Genomic DNA, 25,398 nt, shown 5'->3' with positions numbered 1-25,398 from the left:
GGCTCAGGGGTTTTCTGGCCACGAATGTTTTGGGTACCTCGCCCTTAGCTCCTTTCTAATCTCTGGGTAGGTGTTCTTCCAAAAGCTCGTAAGGTCGTTCGTGACTTGTTGAGGGCGGTAGTTGGGCGCCAGCAGATGTAGCATCACTTTGACCTTCCCGCCCGCAATGCGTGGGGCATCCTGCATCCCGAAGAGTTCCTGAATTCTCACGGCTAGAACCGGAGGATTCTGCGTGTAATCGAGGGCGTGTTTCCTTCCACTCGGCACTTGGATATGTGTGGGGGCCTCAGCGTCCAAGAGTGAGCGCGCGCGGTGGGTCAGCCCCTGCTGAACGATTTGCGGAAAAGACATCGCGCGAAGTTCCTTGAAACTGGACTTTCCCCAAATTGAGTTTGAGAGCGCTTCCTGCAAGGCCTCTCGAGACGGGATCTCCTCAGGGTAGTAGTCTCGCAGGAATTCAAGGCGATGAAGAATGTCTTGTTTCTCGTTGATTCCGAAGGCCTTATCCCAATCTGAGGCGGCGGCCTTACGAAGTGTTTCTGCGACCTCGAGTGGGTCTGCTTTTGATATCGAAATCTCCTTGGATTCGATGGCGAGCCCCATAAAGCTTTTGACTTGACGAGCAACCACACGTTCAAGGTCCTGATTGAACTCGGTTTGAATCGATGTCTCCACGAGATGGCCCAGCGCAGACACTAACCATTCGGGCTCGATTCTCGATGCCTGACGAATCATAGGTGTCCCCGCCGTATCCAAGATCTGGTGGGCGATCACAAAGTCCGGCGGATTCTCGAAGAGTACCGATTCCCTGGAGAGCGTAGCGAAGTATCCCCCAGAGATGGCGTATCCATCACTTCGTTTGATGCCAATGCGGTCCGGAAATCCGGCCATCAGGCATTGCAAAACGGTCTTGTCATCCGAAACACGATCCTCTGATCCATCGGAAAGCCTACTTTCGAGCTTCCGAACCAAATCAAGACGCATCGGGTGGCCTTTTCCGGCCAAGAATAGACTTTCTCGAAAGAGAAGGTCGGAGTCCCACGGCTGATTCGGTCGATTTTCAGCGAAATCAGCCTCATTGAGGATTGCGACGATTCGGGCTGTTCGTCTTGAAATGCCGCAGCTCTTTGCTTCGAGTAGTACTCGCGAGAGTCGAGGGCTCAACGACGAGCGATTCATGCTTCGCCCGGCGTCTGTGAGTTCACCGGCGTCGAGCGCGCCGATCGAGCTCAACACCTCCTCGGCTCTTGTGATTCGCGCGGGACTGGGCGCCTCGAACCAATCGAAGTCACGTGCACTTGACGAGGTCCAATTCCAAACGCCAAGGACGGGAGCCGTCAGGTCGATGCGATGAACTTCGGGGGTCTCAAACTCCGGCATCAGATGCTCTTCGTGTGGGCTCCAAAGCCTGATGACGTGTCCGGGGCCTTCGCGCCCAGAACGGCCGGCTCGCTGCTTGGCGCTCGCCATAGAGATCCGCGTGAGCTCAAGAGTTTCAAACCCGCTTGCGGGGCTCGTGGTCATTTGTCTTTGGAGCCCCGAATCGATCACCGTTCGAACGCCTGGAATCGTAAGTGACGTCTCGGCAATATTCGTGGCGAGTATGATCCTCGCCTGCTGCGAAGGCTCGAGGACTCTGTCTTGTTCCGAGGCTTTCATGGAGCCGAAGAGTGTAAGGATTTGTCTTGAAGTCTTCAGGCCCGCCAGACACGCGTTGATCTCACGGGCGCCAGGCAGAAATACTAAAATATCTCCAGCGTGGTTCTTCGAGTCGACGGCCTTTTGCACCGCGTGAACCAATGGGTCGAGTTGCCGTGACGCGCGAAGTTTCTCGAAAAGACTCTCTGGTTGGTACTCGACCTCTACGGGGAAAATCTGACCGTCAGAGCGCACGAGCTTTGCGCCAAGGTAGTCGATCAGTGGCTGAGTCCCGATGGTTGCGGACATGATCATGACGCGCAGGTCTTCGCGTGCCTCCAGGACTTCCTTTAGGAAGGCCAGCGTCAAATCCGAATGAATGGAGCGTTCGTGAAACTCATCCAAGATCACGAGGTCCACGCCGTCCAAGAATGGGTCGTCGTAGAGACGAGACGCGAGAATTCCCTCAGTCATGACCACGAGTTTGGTGTGCTTCGAAGTCCGATCATCAAAGCGCACCTGATATCCGACCTCATTGCCCAACTTTACCCCGAGCTCGGAGGCAATTCGCGCAGCTATGGAGCGAGTTGCAACTCGACGGGGCTCGAGGAGGAGAATCCTACCGTTGATATGGGGAAAGAGTCGAGCCGGCAGACGTGTGGACTTGCCAGCACCGGGCGGTGCCTCAATGACGAGGGCCTGATTGTGAGCGAGTTCTTGGATGACATCTTGGACGATCTCATCCACCGGCAAGGGTTGCATTAGTCGGGAATCTCTTCTTCTTCGAGATGTAGGGTCTCAAGCGTGCTCAGGTAGAGCCCGAAATTCTGGACCTTATATCCTGAGGCCTCGATGGAGCGTTGCACTTGCTTGAGTTGTTCGTCGGCGAGTGCGTTTTCGATGGCATCACGCTGATCGTGAAGAGACCACCAGAGGTAGTCGGGAAGAATCTCGAAGACATTGTCGAGATTTTGGCGAACGAACTCCAGATCCCATTTCCGAGTCGATCTGTACGGGTTGTACCCAGGGAACTCCATCTTCAATCGCGCCGAACAGATGGTGCGGCCCAAGTGGTAGTAGGCTCGGTCAAACGAATAGGGCGAGCGACGTTGTTCAAAAGGGCCAAAATCGCTCGCGGTCATCGCGAGATCCAGTCTGTGGTGCTTTTGAGCGAAAGCCTTCATCACGTCGTACCTGCAGCCAGCATGGGAGTCAGCAGCTTCTGGTTCGAGTTTTGTGATCAGGGTCTCCAAGACTGTGTTTGGAGCAAACTCAGGAAAGTCCTCAGAGGGGAAGCGTTCCTCAAGGTCGCGATGGTAATCCTTTAGAAAGTTTCGGTAGTCGATATCATCTAGTTGGATGCCGATCATCAGGCTCGATCGAACGACCTGGTGTGCGCCGCGCTTTGTCATAGTTTTGTCTCCTCCACCCTCAAAATCGTTTCCAGATCGGGAATGATCAACACTCCTCGTGAGGTCTGGACCAGTTTTGAGTCTTGTAACTGGTTGAGGATGCCACGAGTTTGGCTCATTGATAAGCCTGTGAGTTGAGCAAAATGTCTGGCTTTGAGCGGCGGAAGTACGTGACCTGATTCAAGCTTTTCGCCGTAAGTCTCAGCGAGCTCGGCCATCGTGAGACGGATTCGCTCGGCGGGTTCTGTGAAGAGGAGGCGACTAGTATCGACCTTGAGCGCTTTCGCTCGCAGCCGCATGTTGGTCTGCCGCGGAGGGAGCTTGCCTTCGGTGATGGCCAGGAAATCAGCTTTGGGAACTTCGCAGATCAGGGCGTCGTCAAAAGCGCGAAGCGGGTTCTGAAGTTCTAGACTTAGCGTGCCAAAGAGGTCTCCCTTTTGAAGCCTGAGGCCGAGATTTTGTACGTCGACCGAGCCTTTGAGGATTAACGAGACGTAGTCCACGTCCTGGGCGTTTGGGATGCTTGCTCGGTGACCCCAGCGCTTGAGTCGTCCAGCTTCAGAGAGTTGGTCGAGTGTACTTCGGTCGAGGTCACGCAGAATTTTAGCAGGGTGGAGGTACCAGAAAGACACGGGGCATCCATCGAAACAGTAGAGTCAGATGATGCCAGAAAAGCACCGGGCTGTCTTCTAGGAGCCGTCTTAGAAGCCGAGAGCCTTGCAGCCACGCTGAATCAGGCTGCTAGCGATCGCGGGAACGACCGTAGAGATCAATGTCCACGACATGATGGTCACCATCACGGTGGAGAGGTCGATGAATCGTTCTGCGTGAAAGAGAGGAGAAAGTGGCATACAGCCAACGCCTTGGCTGACGGTCTCAACGTGTTTGATCACGAGTTGGAACCAAAGAGAACCCACGCCCGCAGCCATGAGGGTCGCCAGTGCTGGGAATGCAGCCAGCCCGGCCAGAAGGCCAACTGGAGTGCTGTTTGCGGCCTTAGCGCCGAAGGTCTTCGATAGAATCGTTGAAAGTGCCACGGCACCGATTCCGGCCATCACCATGGCGAGGCCCGGAACAAACCCGAAGCCCGACTTAATGAAGAAGAGTCCGAAGAAGCTGAGAAGGAGACCTGGGACAGCGGTAGATGCCCGCATGCCTACACGAAGTGCTCGTGTCTTGGTCCAGGTCAGTGCCGCCCAACTGCCCCATGTCAAAGTCGCCAGTGCGAAGGGAAGCACGTAGAGCCAAGCTAGGCGCGGGTGGAAGGGCACGGCTACATGGAAAACCTCAGTGATGAGGAAGAACGCTAGCGCTGTGGGTAGAAGCACCGAAATCACATTCGACACCACCCAGAGCAGGGCTTCTCCTATAAATCTAAAGATATTTGTTTTCATGCGGACCTCGTGTGTTTCCTTTCACAGTGTACAGAACGCGAGAGAAGAAAAAAAGATTCCAGAAAAGTTTTGCATCTTCGAATGCGGATTCTCAATCCTAGGGATGCGTGGCGGTTTTGATTTGCGCCTGCAAAGCTGTAGAGTGACCTTGGTGATTTAATTTAGGTGAAGATGTCCTACAAAGATTTCGATATGGGGACCCGCTACGAGTTTGAGCGGATTTTGGGCCGCGGAGGAATGGGCGTGGTTCTGCGGGCGAAAGACACGGTTTTGAACCGTCCGGTCGCCGTGAAGATTCTCAGCGAAGAATTGGCTCACCTACAAGAAGCGCAGGATATTTTCCTCACTGAGGGACAGGCACTCGCGAGCCTCAAGCATCCCAACCTCGTGAGCGTGTTCGACGTGATGGAGCACAACACGCGCGTGATGATGGTTCTAGAGTACGTCGAAGGCGACAATCTCGATGACGTGCTCCGAGCCCAGGGTAATTTAGATGTCGAGACGGTGATCGACATCGGGATGCAGCTCACCCTCGCGATTCAGTACTTACACCAGAACGGGTTCATTCATCGTGATTTGAAACCTGCGAACGTCATGATGCAGCCAGGTGGCGACGTCAAACTCATTGATTTTGGTCTCGCACGCTCCCTTGAGGTGCTCGCTGAGCGCGGGACGCGGGTACGTGGTTCGCCAGCCTATATGGCTCCTGAGCAGTTTACGGGGGATCAACTTTCGGGCGCCACCGACATCTATGCGCTAGGGGTTTCTCTTTTTGAACTCACTGCGGGTCGATTACCGTTCATTGATGGGGATAACGGCTTCTCGCACGTTCATAGAGAGCCTCCGAAGCTCGCCGATTTGGCGCCAGGCGTGCCGGCGGGTCTATCACTGCTCATTGACCGTTGTTTGGCGAAGACACCGAGTGAACGGCCTTCTCCAGCCGATGTGCTTTCGATTTTGAAGCAGCTGAGTTTGGGTGAGCAGTCGACCTTTGACGGGATGACAAAACCGGTGCTTACCACAGGCGCTTTCGAGAGCGTGGAGGAGCCGCGGAGCGGCAAAAAACGCGGGCTAACCTTAGGACTTGTGGCCATCCTGGCATTGGGTGTCGTGGCTTCTGCGGGATTCTATTGGAGTGCCTCAGACCCTGCGCCTCAAGAATTGGATGGGGACGCCTCGAAAACCACTGAGCCTGCGGCGGTTGCTGTGGTTGAAGTCGAGGAGAGCCCGGCACCCCCAGAGGACGTGGAGCGTTTGGATAATCCAACGGTCGAGCTCGCGCTGGCAGAAGGAAAAGACGCTCTCTCATTGGCTCTAAATCTCAGCAAGTCGACGAGTGACCTTTTGGTGGACGCCAAGAACGAGCGGCCGAGGAGAATCACGAAGTCCGAACCCGAACTCCCGAATCCTAAAGTGACGCCAGCCGTAGAGCCCAAGGCGGAAGAAGCCACCTTGGAAGCAGTACCGAAAGAGGTGCCGGTAGAGGAAAAGCCCGAAGAGACCGCGCCGGCTGTGGCAGACCCGAAGCCTGAGGTGGTGATTCCTATCCCAGCCTTGAAGCCCGCAATTGTTCAGCAGAAACCAACGCCGAAGGTGGAGCCGAAGAAAGAGCAAATCGCGGCCCCAAAACCAAAAGCTGTCGAAAAGAAGGCTGAGCCTGAAAAGAAAGAAACCGCTGAGCCTCTACTCAGCTTTTGAATCGTCCTCATCAGCATCAAATTCGAAGGTTAAGTTCTCGTCCTTTGCGTCGATCGTAGCGATACCGCCTTTCTCCAAAGCTCCGAATAGGATTTCATTCGCCAAAGGTTGTTTGACCTTTTCTTGAATGACTCTGGCGAGTGGTCGAGCGCCCAGACGTTCGTCGTATCCTTCCTTGGCGAGCACGTCTCTTGCTCTGGAACTGAGCTCGATGCGTACGTTTTTCTCGGCCAATTGGAGCGCTAATTCAGCGACAAACTTGTCCACGATTTTGCCCATGACCTCAGGTTTGAGTGGGTTGAAGAGCACGATACCGTCGAGGCGGTTTCGGAACTCGGGTGGGAACATCTTGTCGATGGCTGTTTTTCCACGGCTGACGTCGACTCCTTTGCCAAATCCGACAACGTTTGCGGCCATGTCTTGGGCGCCAGCGTTGCTCGTCATAATCAAGATGACATTTCGGAAGTCTGTTTCTCGGCCGTTATTGTCGGTCAAGCGCGCCGCATCCATGATTTGGAGCAAGATATTGAAAATATCGGGGTGCGCCTTTTCGATTTCGTCGAGAAGCACGACAGCATGCGGCGATTTGCGAATAGCCTCGGTGAGTTGCCCGCCTTGATCGTACCCTACATAGCCAGGAGGCGCTCCAATTAGGCGGCTGACAGAATGCCTCTCCATGTACTCAGACATGTCGTAGCGCAGAAATGCGATACCTAGAGCCTCCGCAAGTTGCTTGGCAACCTCGGTTTTTCCAACACCGGTTGGGCCCGCGAAGATGAAATTCCCGACGGGTTTATCGGCGCGCGTCAGACCTGCCCTGGACATCTTGACCGCAGTAACAACGGCATCGATGGCCTCGTTTTGATCATAAACTGACTCTTTGAGGCGAGTTTCAAGCTGAGCGAGGGTTTCCTTGTCGGAGCCTTCCACCGTGATCTCTGGGATCCGCGCGATCTTGGCCACGATCTTTTCAATCTCAGGGACATCGATCACCTTCGATTCGAACTCCTCGGGATGAAGTCGATATCTCGCACCGGCCTCGTCCACGATATCGATCGCCTTGTCCGGGTTTGCTTTGTCCCGGATATGCTTGTTGGCCAAATGGGCCGCCGCTTCGAGTGCTTCATCGGTGTATTCGACTCCGTGAAACTCGGCGTAATACTTCTTGAGGCCCTTGAGAATATCTCGGGTTTCGTCGAGCGACGGTTCGTTCACATCGACCTTTTGGAAACGTCTCGCGAGCGCTCTGTCTTTGTCGAAAGAGCGCCGGAACTCGTCGTGTGTGGTGGATCCGATGCAACGCAATTTGCCCGAAGCGAGTGCCGGCTTGAGGATGTTTGATGCATCCATGGTGCCGCCCGACGTAGCGCCAGCGCCAACGATCGTATGAATCTCGTCGATGAAGAGAATCGCGTTTTCCTGCTCGGTCAACTCGTTCATGACCGCCTTAAGACGCTCTTCGAACTGGCCTCGGAACTTTGTCCCGGCGAGCATTCCGCCTAGATCTAATGACCAGATGGTGGCGTTTTTTAACGTTTGTGGGACATCTCCCGTTGAAATTTTCCACGCCAAACCCTCGGCAATGGCTGTCTTTCCAACGCCCGGGTCTCCGACCAGAATCGGGTTGTTTTTGCGACGGCGACTGAGGATCTGCATCGTTCGCTCAACCTCGTGCTCGCGGCCGATGAGCGGATCAATATCGCCATTGGTGGCGCGTTCAACCAGATTCGAACAAAACTCCTCGAGAGGGTTTTCTATAGCGTCATCGTCTTCATCACTGCCCACCATGTCTTTCTTTCGCCGAGAAGCACCCAGGCCCGGGTCGTCGTCATCGCGCCCAGGTGCGCCGCTCCCGTGAGAGATGTAGCTAACGAGCGCGAGTCTCGTCACACCCTGTTCCTCAAGGAAGTAGACTGCGTACGATTCCGGCTCTGCGAAGAGTGCGACGAGCACATTGCCGCCGTCTACCTCAGCTTTTCCGGAACTCTGGACGTGCAAGACGGCCCTCTGCATCACGCGTTGGAATGCGCGCGTCTGCTCGGGTTCGATCTCCTGGCCCGCCGGATAGCGCTCCATATTCTGGTTGAGGTGTTTGTCGAGTTCGGTTTTGAGGTCCTCGATGTTTGCTCCGAGCGCCTTCAATATCTTCCGAGAGGTCGCGTCAAAGCAGAGCACGTAGAGCAAATGCTCGAGAGTAAGGTATTCGTGTCGGCGCTCTTTTGCCTCGCGGTACGCGGTGTAGAGAGCGACTTCGAGATCTTTTTGAATCATTCAGAACTCCGCCCTTATTCGGGCTCCATGGTTACCATTAGAGGATGACCTTCCTCTCGTGCGAGTTTCAAGGTTTGCTCAACCTTTGTCTCGGCGACTTCATGAGTATAAACACCGGCGACACCACTTCCACGGTTATGAACGTGCAACATGATCGCTGCAGATTCCGCGGGTGATTTATGAAAGATGGACTCGAGTACCCAGACCACGAATTCCATCGTCGTATAATCGTCGTTGTGAAAAATCACCTTGTAGAGTCGAGGCTTCTTGGTTTTCGCCTTCTTCTTGGTGAGGACGTCTTCGTCCGTCGAATACTTTCCTGCCATGGACCTAACTCCCTTTGTGTGACTCGCCACACCCTAGCACTGCCATGAGATGCTAACCACCAAGTGAAGGTAGCAAATGGATGAGTTTCGTTTGCTGAAATTAGTGGGCTTGGTCCTGCGTTGTCAGCCGAGTCAAAGAGGTTCATCGTACGCGTGCGTAAGGCGCCCAGAGTTTAAGGAGCTTAAATGTTGGAACCTAAAAATGATCCATTCGAATGGTTTGATGGCTGGCTCGAGGAAGCCAAGGCGAAGGGCATGGCAGATCCCAACGCGATGGCCCTGAGTACGGTGGGGACTGATGGCATGCCGAGCTCGCGCATGGTGCTTCTCAAAGAGAGGACGCCTCGGGGCTTTGTCTTCTACACCAACTTCGAGAGCCGGAAGGGCGGTGAGCTTGGGCATGGGATGGCATGTCTGCTCTTCTATTGGCGGGAGCTAAGCCGACAGATCAGGATCGAAGGGACACTAGAGCGAGTCGCTGATGAAGATTCCGATCTCTATTTTTCGACGAGACCGAGGTTGAGTCAGATCGGAGCGTGGGCATCCATGCAGAGCCGCCCTCTAGAGAGCCGGGAGCACTTGCTTGCGCGCGTCGAGGAACTGGAGGCGAAGTTTGAGGGAAGTGAGGTGCCCCGACCGCCCCATTGGGGTGGAACCCTTCTGATCCCGAGACGCATGGAGTTTTGGCAGGCTGGAGATTTCCGTCTCCACGATCGATTCGAGTATTTGTATCAGGCCGATGGTTGGAGCGTGCCGAGCCGTCTTTTTCCTTAAGGAAGAAATCGTCTAAGATAAAAAAAGAGTTGACCTAGGTGGTTTGAGTCGCTAGAACCACGCGCCGTTGTTTGCTGAACTTAAGGAGCATTCGAAATGAAGCCCGAAATACATCCAAATTATCATCCAGTCGTATTCGTCGATGGCGAGTACGAGATCGCAACGTTCTCCACTATGAAGTCGAATGAGACTCGCGTCATTGATGGCGTTGAGCACTTCGTAGTGCAGACCGATATCAGTGCATTTTCTCATCCTTTCTATACCGGAAAGCAGAAGCTGCTTGATGCCGAAGGTCGTGTTGACCGATTCCGCAAGCGCTACAATATGTGATCAGCGCGTAAGCGCCGATTTCGCGAAAGTAATGTTGACGACCCCGTCTTGCGGCTCTTATAGTTCGCTTGGCGGGTTTGTTGCATTCTCGCCATACGAATTTTTAAGTGCCGCGTCTCGCTGTTCGCACGTAAAGTGTGACCGAGAGCGACCGAGATATGAGATAGAGATTTTGACGCGTTAAGGGCGTCGGGGATTTTGAGAAGAGGAAATGACGCTGTGGAACTGAGGTCGCGCTCTTTTAGAGCCCGGCCTGAGGGTGACGCGCAATCCGAAGGGTGAGGCGAATCGTGGATGCTGATGTGGAAACTTGGCCCAGGGTTCAGACCGAACCACGTATCTGGGGGAGTGTTGAGTACGCTTTGAAACGCGTACCAGGGCTTCTTCAGAACCAATAGAACCGATGCTCCTTGACCCAACCAAGGAGTTTAGAATGACATTTTATGAAGCAGCCGTAGAAGTATTGCGGCGATCGAAGCGCCCTCTGCATTTCAAGAAGATCACAGAGGTAGCCATTCGCGATGCGCTTTTGTCGCATGTAGGAAAAACACCCGAAACCACGATGGGAGAACGTCTTGAACTCGAAGTGCGTCGCGCTGATGAGTCGATCGTGATCAAGACTCGTCCTGGTGTTTACGCCCTACGTGAAGAGATCCTCGAGAAGCTCAACCAAGAGGCCGAAGAACGCGAGCAAGCGCGTCTGGCTAGAGCAGCGAGAAGCGAAGGTGAGTCTTCAGAAGCCGTCGATGAGGATGAAGACGAAGACGAGCCGGATTCGGTTGAAGTAGAGGACCAAGACGAGGACGAAGACGAGCCATCGACCGACGAGGTTGAGGCCGATCAGGACGACTCTGAAGATGGCGATGATGACTCAGATGATTCCGATGAAACGGATGAAACGGAGTCTTCGAACGAAGGTGAACGGCGCGATTCAGGCCGTCGCAGGCGCCGTCGAAGGCGTAGAAATCGCGGCGAAAACCGAGAAGACCGCCAAGAGGCTCAAAACGTTGCGCCTGAGCAAGAGTCTGCACCGAGCCAGGTCGACACACAAACAGAAGTGAGTGGCCGCTTTGAATCGGTTGGCGAGGCTGCTTACGCAGTTCTCAAGGCTGCGGATCGTACGCCTCAATCGGTTGATGCGATCGCTCAGACCATCTTTCAGAAGAAACTCGTCAAGTTCCACACTCACGATCGCGCCGCAACGGTGCAGTCGGCGATGGTCACCGACAATCAGGTCCGGCAGCGGTTTGGGAAGCGCCCACTTTTTGCGAGTTACGGGCCTACTACATGGGGTTTGACGGAGTGGGGACTCTCGGAGGCCGGCGTCCAAAAAGAACGCCAGATCCAGAAACTCGCCCAAGACCTTCGTGCTGACGCATGTACACAGCTCGGAAAGGCGTTGCAGAACGTCAAGCCTGAAGCCGTGGAGATGATGGTCATTACGCTGCTCGAGCGCCTTGATTACGCCAACCTCAAGGTGTCCAAGCGCACTAGCGAGGGTGATGTGTACTTCACAGCTGACTGGAAGCGTGGATTTTCCCAGACCCGCGTGTGTGTGCAAGTGGTGGTCAACGGTGAATCTGAAGTGGGCGCAAAAGATGTAAGCGCACTTCGTGACTCACTCGGCCATAATTCTGCCGAAGAAGGCATTTTGGTCCATCTGGGCAAGGTGCACCGCGATGCCGTCAATGAGAGCAAGAAGTCCAAACCTAAGATTACGATCCTCGACCGAACAGCGTTGCTTGAGCTTTTGGTTCAAGAGGGAATTGGCGTTCGAAGCTACTCAGTACCGGTCGCTATGGTGGACGCCGCTTTCATCGAGGCTTTGAGCGAATGAACCTCAAGTGTGTGAGCCTTGGGGTCGTCCCCTATGGGCAAGCACTCGCCTTACAGCTTCGTTTGCGCGAAGAATTGATTGCCACGCCGGAAGATCCGGGGTGGCTTCTTTTTTTGGAACACCCTGGGACGGTCACCCTCGGAAAACGTGGAAAAATGGAGGATTTGGTCGCACGCGAATACATGCGCAACCAAGGGATCGAGGTCTTTAAGGTGGATAGGGGCGGGGAGGCTACGTACCACGGGCCCGGTCAGCTCATCGTCTATCCCATCGTTCGTCTGGAAGTCTTGAAGCTCGGCGTGGTGGACCTCATTCGTGGTCTCGCCCAATGTTTGGCTGATGTCTGCTCCGAATACGGTGCCAAGGTGGCCTACGATAAGGAGCACCCGGGGCTTTGGACTGATGAGACACCTCCTCGGAAGATGGCCAGTGTCGGGATGCGGGTCTCAGGTGGGATAACGACACATGGTGCAGCGATCAACCTCGTGAACGACTTGACTCCTTTCTCTTGGATTGTGGCCTGTGGAATGCCGGGGGCTCCAGTGGTGAAATTGAGTGATTTCAGCAACTTGAAACTGGAAGATTTCAGGGGCAAGGTGCAGACTCGTCTGGGTGAGTTCTTAGGTTTCCAACTCATTGAGACGCCTTTGGAATTGCCTGAAGCATCCGATTGGGTCAAAGGGCTAGACTTCTAACCCGTCACGTAATCCCGTTGTCGCTAGATCTGCAGCGTGATAACACTGTGGCGACTAACCCTCATCAACAGGCTAGAGCCATGGAAAAATTCGTCATTGAAGGTGGAAATCGACTTAGTGGAAGTGTACGGCCCGGAGGCAGCAAGAATGAAGCGCTTCCGTGTTTGGCTGCGACACTCTTGACCGACGAAGAGGTCACGCTTCGTAATGTTCCGAGAATCGCCGATGTCGAGATTATGCTCGAGATCATTCAGGATCTAGGTGGTGTCTACGAGTGGGTTGATGACGGTGTAGTCAAGGTCAAGACCGAGAATGTGAAGTCAAAGAAGCTCAATGCTGAGCTTTGCCGTCGGGTACGTGCTTCGATTCTTTTCGCTGGTGCGATGTTGGCACGCGAAGGTGGCTGTGAATTGCCTCCTCCGGGTGGTGACGTGATTGGTCGCCGGCGCCTCGACTCTCACTTCCTGGCATTCGAGGCATTGGGGGCGACCATCGATATGTCGCCGAAAGGTTTTGTTTTCAAAGCGAATAAGTTGGTTGGCACCGATATTTTCATGGACGAGGCGTCTGTGACAGCCACCGAGAACCTTTTGATGGCGGCAGCGGTGGCCAAGGGAACGACGATCGTGCGCAACGCCGCGTGCGAGCCTCACGTTCAGGGTTTGGCTCGGATGCTGAGCAAAATGGGTGCTCAAATCGAGGGGATCGGCACGAACACCGTGAAGGTCAAAGGCGCCAAAGGCCTTTGGGGATGCGACCACACGATCGGCCCAGACTACCTCGAGATCGGCAGTTTCGCCGGTCTGGCCGCGATCACCGGTGGTGAACTTACTATCGAGGGTGTGGTGCCTGATGACCTTCGAATGATCCGACTTGTTTTCGCCAAGCTCGGTATCCGGACCGAGTTCCGAGGGGATGACCTCTTTGTCCCAGGCGAGCAGGAGCTCAGGATTGTGGATGAGGTCGGTGGACAAATTCCGAAGATTGACGATGCGCCTTGGCCAGCGTTTCCTACAGACTTGATGTCCATCGCCATTACAGTTGCGACGCAATGCCATGGCTCGGTTCTCTTTTTTGAAAAGATGTTCGAAGGCAGGATGTTCTTCGTGGACTCCTTGATTGCGATGGGAGCACGCATCATCTTCTGTGACCCCCACCGTGTTGTGGTTATCGGTCCAGGAAAGCTTTACGGCGGCACTCTTGAGTCGCCTGACGTACGTGCAGGTATGGCGTTGCTTATCGCCGCGCTGAAGGCCGAAGGTGAGAGCACCATTTACAATATCCGGCAGATCGACCGCGGTTATTCCAAGGTTGACGATAAATTGCGGGCTCTTGGAGCGAAGATCGAACGACTTCCCGTAGATTGACGGGAACAAATCTTGAATTTGGCTTGTTAAGAGCCCGAAGTCGTTTTTTCTTGCTCAAGTAATCAATAGTATTGGAGTGAAAATGTTATCAGCAGATAGACGTATTTTTCTTAAGAATATGGGTGTGATGGCGGGCGGTCTCGTTCTGCTTCCCTATATGAGCGCGTGTTCTTCGTCTCAGCCGGTTGCGGATGAGACGCCAAAGGAAGAGCCGGAGCCAAGTGGACCGGTTGATCACACCCTTCCAGAACTTGCGTATGGATACGATGCGTTGGCGCCAAACATCGACGCGATGACGATGGAGATCCATCACTCCAAGCACCATGCTGGTTACGTTTCGAACCTCAACAAGGCGCTAGAAGGCCACGACGATTTGCGTTCACTTGGCCTAGCGGCGCTCTTGGCTAATGGGCTCGCCGCGGTGCCTGAAGACAAGAGAACGGCTGTATTGAATAATGGTGGTGGGCACCTGAATCACTCGCTCTTTTGGAAGATGATGACCCCAAATAGTGCAGGGCCAAACGGTGCAGTGGCCGACGCCATCATGAAAAAGTTCGGGAGCTTTGACGCGTTCAAGGGCGAATTCAAGAAGACGGCGCTTGGACAATTCGGCTCGGGTTGGGGCTGGTTGGTCAAATCGAGCACGGGTGAGCTCGAGCTTGTAGGCACGCCTGAGCAAGGTAATCCATGGGTGGATGGCAAAGTTCCCGTTTTGGGAATCGACGTTTGGGAACACGCTTACTACCTCAATTATGAGAACCGACGCGGGGATTATATTGATGCCTTCTTTAACGTGGTGAATTGGGACTATGCGAATAGTCTCTTCGCTGCTGATAAAGACACCTGGGCATCCCTAATCTGACGCACTCAAGGTGGCGCTCAAGGGCAGGCTCTCTGCCAGCCTAGCGCCGCTGCTGAGCGGTTGTAGCTCGCCACGATGAACCGAGCCCACCCCGGGATCGCATCCAAGACAGCGTTTTCAGCCTCGCCACACACAAAATTGATCGCGGTGGATGGTGCGTCCGTGCCCGCTGGCGGGGTAAATGGCATACCCGAGCCAAGGTTGGCTATGGCTGCTGTTGCGTACGCGACTTGCTTGGCCTTAGCGATTTCGAGGTTTACCCATACTCCGCCCTTAAAACCCGCGATGGTGTAGAAATACTGAATGCTGTCGTAGAGGCCGAGCGGTGAGTTGACTGGATTACCCCCACCGGTTGAGCCGGAACCACCTCCGCCGTCGACGATCGCGAGTGCGGTGCCGGTGGGTTCATGGATTGCCCAGAACGCCACAGGCTCTAAGTCTGACGGGATGACGAGTGTCCAATCGTCATCGAAGCTCTCAGCGCTGTAGAGCCAGTTCGCGGCGTTGGGCAGACCTTCCACACGTTCGTTTAAGTCTTCAGCAGGAAGCGCTTCTAAAGTCTCTTGGTCAAGGAGCGAAATCGTAGACTCCTCGAAGTACGCGGCCTCCAAGAGGGCTTCTTTTACACTGGCTCGAAGAGCCGCTCTCCAGCCCTCAGATAGATCGTCGAGCGTTGAATGCCAACGCGTAAAGGGAAGGATATCCACACGTCTCTCGATAGATTCGGGCCGAAATCCTGGGCGATCAGTGTAGAGTACAAACCGCGGTGCTCCAGGTAAGGCCTGCTCTTGAGTGGTGTCCACGCCCCAGAAATGCCGGTAGGCGAAGAAAGGCATGCTTCGGAATCCTTGGTCGAGCGTTGGCCAGAACTCTTCAGCGTTTTCTCTAGCATCCCACATTGGCTCATAGTCCAACATGGTGTCGATTTTCTCGTCCAACACTTCTGAGAACGCCGGCATGCCGCCTTCAACGAGTAGCGTTGCGCTCCCGAGAAATGCGGCCTGCACGTCTTCAAAGGTCTGGGCCGACACCGAGTCCATCGGCGCTTCAGGGGGGATGCCGGCTAGAGTTCTCGTGATGGATTGTCCGTCACGCTCGACGCTCAGATAGAGTCCAACGAATCCGGCAGGAAGAGACTCGGCCGGCGCTTCATAGGTACCTTCTTGTTCTGCCATAAACCCACGGATGCCCACTTTGAGCGTGCGTGTTTGAGGGCCCTCAGAGGGCGCGGTGTAGGTAAGAAGATAGGGTGCAGGTGGATCTTGAAGTTCGGATTCGATGAAAGACTTGGCCGATGCCGCATCGCTTGCTTCAAAGTATTGGCCACCAGAAAGCTCGGCGGCCTCTTCCAATGTTGGCGCATTGGACTCGCCCACTCCAAGCGCGAGTACTGGAACGCCAGCCCGTCTAATTTCTGATTCGATACGCGGTGTAAGGGTTGAGCCTACAACGACACCGTCCGTGATAAGCACGATAAGTGTGGGCTTTCTCCGGACGGCTTCGCTCAGGGCATCCCATAACGCCGAGCCGCTTCCATGACCGGCATCAAATTGTGCCTCGAGTTCAACGAGGTCGGACACAAAAGGCTGACGTTGGGCGCGGGATTCTCCGATTCCCATCACGCTCACCTGCGCATCCGGGGTTTGAAGGACTTCGGTGGCAATATCGATACCGAGTTGGCTCAATGATTCGTTTCGAAAATCCTCGGGAATGCTGGTGGAGCGGTCGACGAGGAAGAGAACCCGCGGGATATAGCGATTCTGGCGCAATGTGGCCCCAACTTCAGAGGTATCCTCGGTGACCAAGAAGTTCTCGGCTTGTAAGTTCGACACGACGTTTCCGTTGGCATCGGTGGGTGTAGCGAGCACACGGATTCGCGGAAATCCGGCCGCATCGATCTCCAGTTCGATGTTTCGGACTTCATCTGCTGCTTCAGCTCTCGCTGGGTCGAGAGGAAGCCCGTCCACGTGAACTCTGCCTTCGGACAAGCTGAGGCGCTCTCCGCGAGTGCTGAAGAGGTCCCCTGAAACACCCTCTCCATCCGGCAAACCCTCACCTTCGAGCGTGAGCATGGGAATGAAATGGTGCAATTGTTCGGCGCGTGTAAACAGAAGTTCGCTGAGCGTCAGGGGCGCGCGTGTTCGGGCAACGATTCGGCGTCCGATGAGCTCGGAATCCAACCACTGACCTTCGACCAAAGTCCTCCCTTCGAAGTCTTCGTCGTCTGTGTGCCTTGCCCAGAGTCTCACTCGTGTTGATGCCGTGGGCGTGTTGTCCGAGTTCTGCAAGAAATCTCCAACACCTGGTTCACCGAACTCCAAGTTTGCAAAATGAGGGTTGGCGATAATTGTTCCCTCGGGCGTCTGTACTTCCACGATAGGTAGCGAGACGTCTTCGAGGTCTGGAAAGTAGTTTTCTGCGGCGGTCGGCTGCACAAGATCGATGAGCCGGTCAAATAGAGGGTCAGCTTCTGACTCCTCTGGGGCGATCAACGTTTCTGTGGCTTGTGATGCGTCGTAGTCGATTTCAAAGGCAGGGGGTGTCTTGGCAGCGAAAAGCAACGCATTGGTTTGAAGTTCCGGCAGTGGCCTTGCGACCCGGACCCTTGCTTCAAAGCCTGCTTCTTCGAACAAAAACTCGAGGAGTTCGGCCTTGTCACGCATGGAACCCAAACCGCCCCTCAGAGTGCCGCGTGGCCCAAAGAGACTTCTCGAGGCCATAGGTTCGAATCGTTGGTTGAGCCTTGAGACCGGGGTGACTCGAATCTCATCCCGGACGAATTCGAAGATTTGGGCGAGGTCGCCTGTCTCGACAAGTTTGTGGGCGCGGCGAGTGCGTTGATCGGGACTGAGTTCGAGGGCCGATTTTACTTCTCGCAAGACGTCAAAATCGTCAGGTCCCACGGTACCGCTTGTTTCATTGGTCGTGCTTGAATTGTTTGTGCCAATCGAGTCATTGTTGGTGGAGTTATTGCTCGTGGTTGTGGAGTTGTTTGAGGTGTTATTGCTATTGTTATTTGGCAGGTTGTGGGAATTATCCGATTCCGAACACGCCAAAACAAGAGCAGCGAGTAATGGTAGAAAAAGTAGTTTTTTGTTCATGTTTTTGGATCTATCTGAACCTGAATTGTCTTTCAATACTCTGAATAGACGAGGGAGGGCTCGAAGGATTCCAAAGTGTCTTGGTTTCCCCGTGACGGCGTGTAGAATGGCGCCAGAAATCAGCTCAAGGAGATAAACATGAAAATCGAACGCATTCACCATGTCGCTTATCGTTGCAAGGACGCCAAAGAGACCGTGAACTGGTATGTAGAAAATCTAAATATGGACTTCGTCCTGGCGATTGCAGAAGACCGCGTTCCGTCGACCGGTGAGCCCGATCCGTACATGCACGTCTTTCTCGACGCCGGAAATGAAAACGTGCTCGCGTTTTTCGAGCTTCCCACCAAACCCGAGATGGGGCGCGATCCGAACACCCCGGTTTGGGTTCAGCACATCGCATTTAAGGTCAAGGACCGAGAGACTCTCTTGGGCTTCAAGGAGAAGTTGGAGGCAAACGGTATCGACGTCCTTGGTGTGACTGACCACTCTCTTTTCCACTCGATTTATTGCTTTGACCCGAATGGCCATCGCGTCGAACTTGCGTGTCCAGACCCGGAAGAGGAGGAGATGCTCAAGCGTCTTGATGAGGTGAAGTGGGAGATGTTGGAGGAATGGTCGCAGACCAAGAAGGCTCCAAAACACGCGGATTGGCTGCACGCGAAGGCCCGCGAGAAGCATAACTAGTTGAATTCTCGTAATGCTTGACAATTATGTGAACAATGTTTACACAGTGAATATTGTTTACGGAGTTTAAGCGTTGCGAAGTCCAGAATCCCCAAGAGCTCGAAGGCGGGCGGCAAAGATCGAGACCATTAAGGAAGAGGCGCTGGCCCTTGTCTTGGAGGACGGTGTTGCTTCGTTCAGTGTGCATCGTTTGGCGGAGCGCTTGGACCTCACGGTCGGCGCACTCTATCGCTATTTTGATTCGGTAGATCATCTACTTGCTTCGCTGCAGGTGGATGTTCTGTGTGTCTTCGACGCGTATTTTGACGCGGTGATCGAATCCACAGAAAAGAAGGGGATTTCCTTAGCGGTCGAGCTGGTTTGGGCCTACATGGCCTTGAGCGAGATAGCTCCGGAGAGATTTCGATTGATTTCGCGATTTGTCTCTTCGATGGACCCGTTGCTCAATGATGATGCGGCGGCTCAGGCCGTGGAACCGACGATGCGACTCTTTGCGAAGGTTGCGACAAGCCTTGAGGAGGCCATTCACGACGCGGAGCTTTCGCCCGGCGATTCTATGGACCGCGCACTGCTCCTTTGGTCGAGCGTTCATGGGCTTCTAGAGCGCCAGAAACTAGGCAGACTTCAAGTTGGGCTCTTTGACGTAAACAGGCTGGGTAGCAACCTCATCCAAACCCTCCTCGTAGGCTGGGGAGCGAAGCGAGATGTGGTCGAGAGCGCAATGGACCAGCGACTTAAGCAAGATAATTTACGGGCAATTTTGAACAAGATTTAGGCAAGGAGCGAGCGATGTACGATGTGATCATACGAAACGGAACGATTGTGGACGGAAGTGGGGCACCTAAGTTTGTAGGTGATGTCGCAGTTCAGAAGGGCGTCATCGCTGAGGTTGCTCCCAAGATTGAAGCACCCGCTATCAAAGAGGTGGATGCCACTGGAATGATCGTGACTCCGGGGTTCGTGGATTTGCACACGCATTATGATGCGCAAGCTACTTGGGATCCTTTCGTGTCGCCGTCGGGTTGGCATGGTTGCACGACCGTCGTGATGGGGAACTGCGGGGTTGGGTTTGCTCCTTGTAAGCCAGAAAACCGCGAGTGGCTCATCAATGTGATGGAAGGTGTGGAGGATATTCCTGGCTCGGCGCTTACCGAGGGCATTCAGTGGGATTGGGAGACTTTTCCCGAGTACCTCGATGCGTTGGAGAGAATGCCGCGCGCTGTGGATGTGGCGGCGCAAGTCCCTCACTCGGCCGTTCGTTGCTACGTGATGGGTGATGCGGGTTCTGAGAATGATGACGCAACGCCCGAGCAGATTGAGGAGATGAGGCGAATCACAGTGGAAGGCCTAAAGGCCGGCGCTCTTGGGTTTTCTACGTCGCGCACACCGCTCCACCGTTCTGCAGCCGGAAATCTCGTGGCGGGGACTTTTGCGCAAATCGACGAGTTGAAGGCGTTTGGGATGGCGTTGAAAGACGCTGGCTTCGGCGTGTTTGAGGCGGCGCTCGAGCATATCATTGTTCCAAGTGAGCTTACTTGGCTTCGTGAAATCGCTGAAGAGTCCGGTCAGACCGTCATCTTCAACCTGAGCCAGACCTGGGAGTATCCGCAGATGTGGAAGCAGGTTTTGGAGCAGCTTGAAGACGCTGCGGCAAACAACGTGGGGCTCTACGCTCAGTCGGCAGGCCGCGCGATTGGTATCCTCATGACATGGCTGGGTTCCGCACATCCCTTCCTTGTGTATCCCGAGTTTTGGTCACTTACCTACGGGCTGAGCGACGAAGAGAAGCTCGAGAAGCTAAAGGACCCGGAAGTGCGTGCGAAGATTCTCGCGGACAGTCCAGTGGATGCCGGTGAATTCAATAATTTCATCGCGACCAGTTTCGACAAGATGTTCCTCTTCAGTGAGTACCTTGATTACGAGCCGGATGAGTCGCAGTCAGTCGCGGCGGTGGCCAAGCGACAGGGTAAGACACCACAAGAGGTCGCCTATGATGCGATGATTGCCGAGGATGGCCGAGGGTTCTTGTACTTCCCTCTCTTTAACTACGCCGAAGGTGGGCTTGAGCCTCTCTTCTACATGCATCAGCACGAGCGCGTAAGAATGGGGCTCTCGGACGGCGGCGCGCATTGTGGCGCGATCTGCGACGCAGGCATGCCGACCTTCATGCTCACCCACTGGACGCGTGACAGAAAGCGCGGTGAAAAACTGGAGCTTGAGTGGGTAATTCACCGACAGACTCAGCAAACTGCCGAGACCTACGGAATGTTTGACCGCGGGCTTTTGAAGCCCGGATATCGGGCGGATATCAACGTGATCGATTACGAAAACTTGAAACTCGGCTCACCCAAGATGGTCAACGACTTGCCAGCAGGTGGAAGGCGCCTTTTGCAACGTGTGAGCGGCTACAAGATGACCATGTGCAAGGGTGAGATTATTTTGGAGAATGATACTCCCACCGAGGCAAGGCCCGGGACGCTCGTCAGGGGCCCGCAGCCCGCGCCAAATATTTAAGCTTCAGAGGGCAGCAGTCGCGACCATCAACGAGTCTTCGGGCTTTTCTGGGTCATAGAGTACTGCCACTGGATCACCCGCCTTTAGATTCTGCCAAGACCAAGAATCCCAATGCCCTTCAAAGGTTTTACCGTTGACGCTGTAATTGTAATGGTAGCGGTTTGCGGACCGCCCGTTTTGCGAATAATTCGACCTTCCGGTAGCCGCAATCACGCCGTCGATTGGCTCGCCTTGCGTCCACACTCGGCGCGCGATGTTTCGCCGCTTGAGGCCCGAGTAGAGGAGCCCAAAGCCGACACCTCCGAAGATCAAAACGAATAATATTGGCATCAGGAAGCCGACGAGGGTTTGGCCGCTACTGATCATTCCCACACCGACGATGACTGGTACTACCGTGCCTATGCCGCCGAATACAGTTCCGAACGCAATATTGAAGCCCTGTTCGGTGAGGTAGACTTTTTTGAAAGACCTCGGTAGCGGTCTCGGCTTCGGCGTCCTTAGGATTGCACGAATATCTGGATGTATAGCGGCGAGCGCCGTGCTCGAAGGACGGACAAGAGCTGTAGAGGAGCCTCGATTTTGGATGGCGTTTCTTGCCTCTGAGGCGCTTGGCCGTTCCTCGGGATTGAGGCTAGTCATCCATTTGAGTAACGCCCGTTCTTCCTCTGAAATATTGAGTCGACTGAGGTCGAAGGTACGGTCTTGTTTGAGCAATTTTTGCGGATCATCCGCGGATAGCAACGCGACTGCCATAGCGCCAATGGAATAGACGTCGGATTGAGGTAGTGCTCTTCCCATGAATTGCTCGGGCGCCATGTATCCGAAAGTTCCGGCCACGGTACTGCCTCCCTCACCCGTATCAAGTGCGGCACGTACCGAGCCGAAGTCGATGAGGACGAGGCTGGAGTCTTCTCGGCGAAGTATGTTTTGTGGCTTGATATCTCGATGAACGACAGGTGGGGAAAACGAGTGGAGATATTCTAGGATTTCAAGGATTTCAGCGAGTGCATCGAAGACTTCTTCGGGGCGTGCCGGTCCGTCAAACACTTTGTTCAGTGAGTAGCCATCGATGAATTCTTGAACGATGAAAAAGGCTGTGCTTTTTCCGGCATCGTGAACAAAATCATCAAAATATTCGGGAATCCCGGGATGATCTAGACTCTCAAGAATCCTCGCCTCCCGCTCAAAGAGTTCGAGCACTTTGACCGAATCCGCTCTACGGATCAGCATCTCTTTGACCGCAACCAAGGTGTGATCGGAGAGTCTTTCTGCTTTGTAGGTGGTCCCGAACGCACCTGAACCCACGGCATGAAGCAGTTTGTACTTCGACTCAAGAATCGGAGATGCTTGGCACTCAGTACAAATGGGGAGGTCAGTGATGGAAGCGCCACACTGCGCGCAAACTATGTTCATGTCGTGGCCCTCAAAGTGTTGCTTAGAGTGTAGCGATGGCTTCCTTGGGTCAAGCTCTTCGAATGTGATTTGCATCTAAGTACGAAATAATTGCATCCTAAAGCAGTTAGAGAGCCCCTGGGCTGGATTTTCCAATGGATGGTTTCGATGAATTTGCCCCGACTTTTTGTCTTTTGCGCAGTATTGGTCACGCCGACGCTTGCGTTTGCCTCGCCATGGGTCCTACAGCCTGGCGAAACAGCGCTCTTTGGGCGTTTTGATTTTGGGTCTGCGGATGAGGAGTTTTTGGATTCGGGCCCGGCAGTTCCCTTCAATCTCAACGGCGAGTTGCGGACCCTTGGGTTTGAGTTGGGTGCCCGTTTCGGGATATTTAAGGATTTCGAAATCCAGTTGGATATTCCGCTGAAATTGGTGAGCTATACCGCGGATCCCGTCATCCTTATCCCGACCGAAGATCCCGATTCCTTCGACTACTATCAAGAGAATGTGCTCGATTTCAGTCAGTCTAAGATGGGCGTGGGTGATATCAAGATCGCCGGTCGTTGGCAGGTGTTTAGGTCGCAAGCGGTGGGCGCATTGGAGCTTCGGGTGAAGACTCCCACGGGCTACGATCCACCTGCGGGTACGTTCGGTCGCAACCCCAGAGACGCCGAGGAATTCTTGGCGAATGTTGGAAGCTTTGTTCAGCCTGAGAACATTCAAGATGACGTTTCGCTCGGCGACGGTCAGCTCGACGTAGGTGCCGCATTTCTTTTCGGATGGGCCCTTCCAACACGTACGTTTATCCGAGCAGATATTGGGGGAGACCTTAGGATTGATGCGGGAAACCGATTTGTGGGCGGGTTTAAGCTTGGACAATTCCTTGGCGATAGACTCTTGTTGGTTGCGGGCGTTGGGGCCGAGATTGCGCTACAAGAGGGAGAGGTGATCGGCGTGAGCGTGGCGGCTGAAGACCCTAACCTGCCTGCCACCGAATACGGCGGCTTGACGAATCTGGTCTTGCGAGAGGTTCGGCTCGACAAAGATATCGTTGCGGTCTCAGGAGGAGCCATCGTCCGACTGAGCAAGTCGACTGAGATTACTTTTGACTACTCACGAATCATCCACGGGCGTAACGTGGCTGAAGTGCAGACACTATCTATCGGATTTGGCGTTCGGGTCGACCCTCCGATGGATTGACTTCGGAGCAGTCGATGAGGAAGCTAAGTATTGTTGAGACACTAGGATTGGATGAGCCTCACGTAAGACTTGAGCAGGCGCGTTTGGCTATTCTTGGTGACCCTTACACACCGCGTTCAAAGTGGGGGCTCTCATCGCTCAAGATTTATCGTCCAGTCTTAAGTGTGAGAACCTGGGCAGGCCATAAACCCGCAAATCGCAAAGTCCCGATTACGAACTTTTTCAATCGCACTCAGACTCCAATCTCACAGGGTTGGTCTGTGCGAAAGACGCAAGTGTGTGACTTTCGCGGAAAGACCGCGACTTACGACTCGCATAACGGGACAGACTTCACGATTCCCCCCGGGATCAAAGTTTGTGCTCCTGCGGCTGGGGTCGTTCGACGCGTATCGAGTGAGTTTCACCGAGGAGGACTCAAGATCCTCATCGATCATGGCCAGGGTTTGATCACGACTTCTGGACATCTTGGGCGTAGCCTCGTGAAAGAGGGCGACGAGGTCGAGTTGGGTCAGGTGATCGCCCATTCGGGCTATTCTGGCATCGATGCCCTTGTGGCATTTCCGTGGAGCCCGCCTCACGTTCACTTCAATGTTTGGTTGAACGGTGTGCCTGTTGACCCGTTTGCGAAGCCTGAAGAAGAGAGTGTTTGGGTCCATCGAAACGACCCAAAGCCGGCTCAATCTAACGATCATGATTCCTACATAGCTGACGCTTGGAATGAAGAAGCGCTAGACGAGATTATCCAAAGTTGTGTGGACCCGGTTCTTCGTCACGAATTGACGGATATTGCGGCTTTGGAAGAAAGGGCGTGCCATACGATCTTTAAACGAAACTACTTTCCAACCCGCTTCGAAAGCTCACGCTCGCCGTATCTCGACGAATATCAAAGGAAGCCGAGACTCTATCTGCCGTTCCATAGAGACGAATACGATGGCGTGTCTTTGTTGGATTGAATCCAATCGCCTTTGATTTCATCCTTGGGGTGCCAGTAGTTGAGAAGGGCGTCAAAAATGAATGACCATGAAAAGACCGATGAAATATTGGATGCGTTATTGGAGAGCTACTCCGGTCCAGCCGAAGTAAATAATTTAGAGACGCATCGTCTTCCAAATCGCAGGGAAATCATTCTCGCGTTTGGACACATCCAACATCTGCTCTTTTTGGGATACTTCAGCACCCGTTGTTTGGATGATGTGAATCTGAGAGGGGCGCTCGCAGAGCACTTGCTTCCGGCGCAGGAAATTCTAGTTGAGCAGATAGGGCGAGCCACTCGATGGCATGATCGTAACAAGCCTGCAGAAGAGCGTCGCGATGATGCGTGGTGCGAAGATGTTGCGATGGAACTCTTGGCGCATCTTCCGGTGGTGAGAGAGCGATTAGCCGGCGACGTACGTTTTACTTTTGAGAGTGATCCCGCCGCGACAAGCATTGAAGAGGTGGTCTTTTGTTATCCGGGGATTTTTGCGCTCTCGGCGTACCGCGTCGCTCATAGATTGCATGAGCTTGGGGTGCCGATGATCCCCCGAATCCTAACCGAACATGCTCATACACGAACAGGTATTGATATCCATCCAGGCGCGAAGATTGGGGAGCGTTGCTTCATCGATCACGGAACCGGTGTGGTGATTGGGGCCACGTGCGATATCGGCTCCGATGCAAAGATCTATCAGGGCGTAACCTTAGGCGCGCTCTCGGTGACCACCGAAGGTGTATCACGAGAATCTCCAGCTAAACGCCACCCAACTCTAGAAGATCGGGTGACCGTCTATGCCGGTGCTACGATTCTCGGCGGCGAAACGGTGGTCGGACATGACTCCATTATCGGAGGCAATGTTTGGTTGACCAAAAGTGTTCCGGCAGGGTCCAAAATCTATCACCGAGTCTAATGGCTTGCGCTAGTGCC

21 protein-coding genes are annotated in these 25,398 nt (G+C 54.1%); 13 read left to right on the top strand and 8 right to left on the bottom strand.

What is annotated here, in order from left to right; translation table 11 throughout:
- Nucleotides 1-3: 3 nt before the first annotated feature.
- From hrpB to FRD01_RS07500, 4 genes are all read right to left on the bottom strand, one after another.
- Entirely contained in the window at nucleotides 4-2,400 is a 2,397-nt protein-coding gene (hrpB, locus tag FRD01_RS07515; protein ID WP_146958775.1) for an ATP-dependent helicase HrpB, read from the bottom strand.
- Entirely contained in the window at nucleotides 2,400-3,050 is a 651-nt protein-coding gene (locus FRD01_RS07510; RefSeq protein WP_146958774.1) for a hypothetical protein, read from the bottom strand. The genes hrpB and FRD01_RS07510 overlap by 1 nt, the downstream gene beginning before the upstream one ends.
- Nucleotides 3,047-3,682 carry a Crp/Fnr family transcriptional regulator gene (locus FRD01_RS07505; RefSeq protein ID WP_146958773.1) on the bottom strand — a complete coding sequence of 212 codons (636 nt, stop codon included), beginning with the start codon at nucleotides 3,680-3,682 and terminating at the stop codon, nucleotides 3,047-3,049. The genes FRD01_RS07510 and FRD01_RS07505 overlap by 4 nt, the downstream gene beginning before the upstream one ends.
- 69 nt (nucleotides 3,683-3,751) lie before the next feature.
- Complete coding sequence (locus FRD01_RS07500; RefSeq protein WP_146958772.1) at nucleotides 3,752-4,444, bottom strand: hypothetical protein; 693 nt, start codon at nucleotides 4,442-4,444, stop codon at nucleotides 3,752-3,754.
- Nucleotides 4,445-4,615: 171 nt separating this feature from the next.
- On the opposite strand from FRD01_RS07500, the gene FRD01_RS07495 reads away from it, so the two are divergent.
- Entirely contained in the window at nucleotides 4,616-6,142 is a 1,527-nt protein-coding gene (locus FRD01_RS07495; RefSeq protein ID WP_146958771.1) for a serine/threonine-protein kinase, read from the top strand.
- Here the strand turns inward: FRD01_RS07495 and clpA are convergent.
- Together clpA and clpS are read right to left on the bottom strand one after the other, a co-directional pair.
- Nucleotides 6,128-8,413, bottom strand: a complete 2,286-nt coding sequence (clpA, locus tag FRD01_RS07490) for an ATP-dependent Clp protease ATP-binding subunit ClpA (RefSeq protein WP_146958770.1) — start codon at nucleotides 8,411-8,413, stop codon at nucleotides 6,128-6,130. The two genes, FRD01_RS07495 and clpA, sit on opposite strands and share 15 nt — an antisense overlap.
- 14 nt (nucleotides 8,414-8,427) lie before the next feature.
- Nucleotides 8,428-8,739 (bottom strand): ATP-dependent Clp protease adapter ClpS, encoded by a 312-nt coding sequence (gene clpS, locus FRD01_RS07485; RefSeq protein ID WP_146958769.1) that lies wholly within the window; start codon nucleotides 8,737-8,739, stop codon nucleotides 8,428-8,430.
- Nucleotides 8,740-8,925: 186 nt separating this feature from the next.
- Between clpS and pdxH the strand changes: the two genes are divergently transcribed.
- The 6 genes from pdxH (at nucleotide 8,926) to FRD01_RS07455 (ending at nucleotide 14,604) form a co-directional block, all read left to right on the top strand.
- Nucleotides 8,926-9,513 (top strand): pyridoxamine 5'-phosphate oxidase, encoded by a 588-nt coding sequence (gene pdxH / locus FRD01_RS07480; protein ID WP_146958768.1) that lies wholly within the window; start codon nucleotides 8,926-8,928, stop codon nucleotides 9,511-9,513.
- 96 nt (nucleotides 9,514-9,609) lie between these two features.
- The gene (locus tag FRD01_RS07475; RefSeq protein ID WP_146958767.1) at nucleotides 9,610-9,843 is read left to right on the top strand and encodes a type B 50S ribosomal protein L31; all 234 of its coding nucleotides are present in this window, start codon (nucleotides 9,610-9,612) and stop codon (nucleotides 9,841-9,843) included.
- Nucleotides 9,844-10,276: 433 nt separating this feature from the next.
- Nucleotides 10,277-11,680 (top strand): HTH domain-containing protein, encoded by a 1,404-nt coding sequence (locus FRD01_RS07470; RefSeq protein WP_146958766.1) that lies wholly within the window; start codon nucleotides 10,277-10,279, stop codon nucleotides 11,678-11,680.
- Nucleotides 11,677-12,375, top strand: a complete 699-nt coding sequence (lipB, locus tag FRD01_RS07465) for a lipoyl(octanoyl) transferase LipB (protein WP_146958765.1) — start codon at nucleotides 11,677-11,679, stop codon at nucleotides 12,373-12,375. Before FRD01_RS07470 ends, lipB begins: the two co-directional genes overlap by 4 nt.
- Nucleotides 12,376-12,455: 80 nt before the next feature.
- On the top strand, nucleotides 12,456-13,742 hold the full coding sequence (gene murA / locus FRD01_RS07460) for a UDP-N-acetylglucosamine 1-carboxyvinyltransferase (protein WP_146958764.1): 1,287 nt from the start codon (nucleotides 12,456-12,458) through the stop codon (nucleotides 13,740-13,742).
- Nucleotides 13,743-13,824: 82 nt separating this feature from the next.
- Nucleotides 13,825-14,604: a superoxide dismutase gene (locus tag FRD01_RS07455; protein ID WP_249756096.1), complete on the top strand. Its 780-nt coding sequence runs from the start codon at nucleotides 13,825-13,827 to the stop codon at nucleotides 14,602-14,604.
- A gap of 17 nt (nucleotides 14,605-14,621) precedes the next feature.
- Here FRD01_RS07455 and FRD01_RS07450 read toward each other — a convergent pair whose 3' ends face one another.
- On the bottom strand, nucleotides 14,622-17,705 hold the full coding sequence (locus FRD01_RS07450; protein WP_146958763.1) for a vWA domain-containing protein: 3,084 nt from the start codon (nucleotides 17,703-17,705) through the stop codon (nucleotides 14,622-14,624).
- 138 nt (nucleotides 17,706-17,843) lie between these two features.
- Here FRD01_RS07450 and FRD01_RS07445 point away from each other — a divergent pair, with 138 nt between their 5' ends.
- The 3 genes from FRD01_RS07445 (at nucleotide 17,844) to FRD01_RS07435 (ending at nucleotide 20,903) form a co-directional block, all read left to right on the top strand.
- Complete coding sequence (locus FRD01_RS07445; protein ID WP_146958762.1) at nucleotides 17,844-18,389, top strand: VOC family protein; 546 nt, start codon at nucleotides 17,844-17,846, stop codon at nucleotides 18,387-18,389.
- Between the two features lie 73 nt (nucleotides 18,390-18,462).
- Nucleotides 18,463-19,164, top strand: coding sequence for a TetR/AcrR family transcriptional regulator (locus tag FRD01_RS07440; RefSeq protein ID WP_146958761.1), 702 nt, complete (start codon nucleotides 18,463-18,465; stop codon nucleotides 19,162-19,164).
- Between the two features lie 14 nt (nucleotides 19,165-19,178).
- Nucleotides 19,179-20,903, top strand: a complete 1,725-nt coding sequence (locus FRD01_RS07435; RefSeq protein ID WP_146958760.1) for an N-acyl-D-amino-acid deacylase family protein — start codon at nucleotides 19,179-19,181, stop codon at nucleotides 20,901-20,903.
- Nucleotides 20,904-20,906: 3 nt separating this feature from the next.
- Here the strand turns inward: FRD01_RS07435 and FRD01_RS07430 are convergent, their stop codons facing one another.
- Nucleotides 20,907-22,316, bottom strand: coding sequence for a protein kinase domain-containing protein (locus tag FRD01_RS07430; protein ID WP_249756095.1), 1,410 nt, complete (start codon nucleotides 22,314-22,316; stop codon nucleotides 20,907-20,909).
- Between the two features lie 147 nt (nucleotides 22,317-22,463).
- On the opposite strand from FRD01_RS07430, the gene FRD01_RS07425 reads away from it, so the two are divergent.
- Genes FRD01_RS07425 through FRD01_RS24250 form a run of 3 tightly spaced genes read left to right on the top strand, consistent with a single transcriptional unit; the run spans nucleotide 22,464 to nucleotide 25,381 of the window.
- Nucleotides 22,464-23,495, top strand: a complete 1,032-nt coding sequence (locus tag FRD01_RS07425) for a hypothetical protein (RefSeq protein WP_146958758.1) — start codon at nucleotides 22,464-22,466, stop codon at nucleotides 23,493-23,495.
- Nucleotides 23,496-23,509: 14 nt separating this feature from the next.
- Complete coding sequence (locus FRD01_RS07420; RefSeq protein ID WP_146958757.1) at nucleotides 23,510-24,448, top strand: M23 family metallopeptidase; 939 nt, start codon at nucleotides 23,510-23,512, stop codon at nucleotides 24,446-24,448.
- 57 nt (nucleotides 24,449-24,505) lie between these two features.
- Nucleotides 24,506-25,381: a serine O-acetyltransferase gene (locus tag FRD01_RS24250; RefSeq protein ID WP_249756094.1), complete on the top strand. Its 876-nt coding sequence runs from the start codon at nucleotides 24,506-24,508 to the stop codon at nucleotides 25,379-25,381.
- The last annotated feature ends 17 nt before the right edge of the window (nucleotides 25,382-25,398 follow it).

This window comes from Microvenator marinus (genome assembly GCF_007993755.1).
Classification (GTDB): Bacteria; Myxococcota_A; Bradymonadia; order Bradymonadales; family Bradymonadaceae; genus Allomicrovenator; species Allomicrovenator marinus.
Note: the sequence above shows the minus strand (reverse complement) of the source record. Positions and strands in the feature narration are given on the sequence as shown.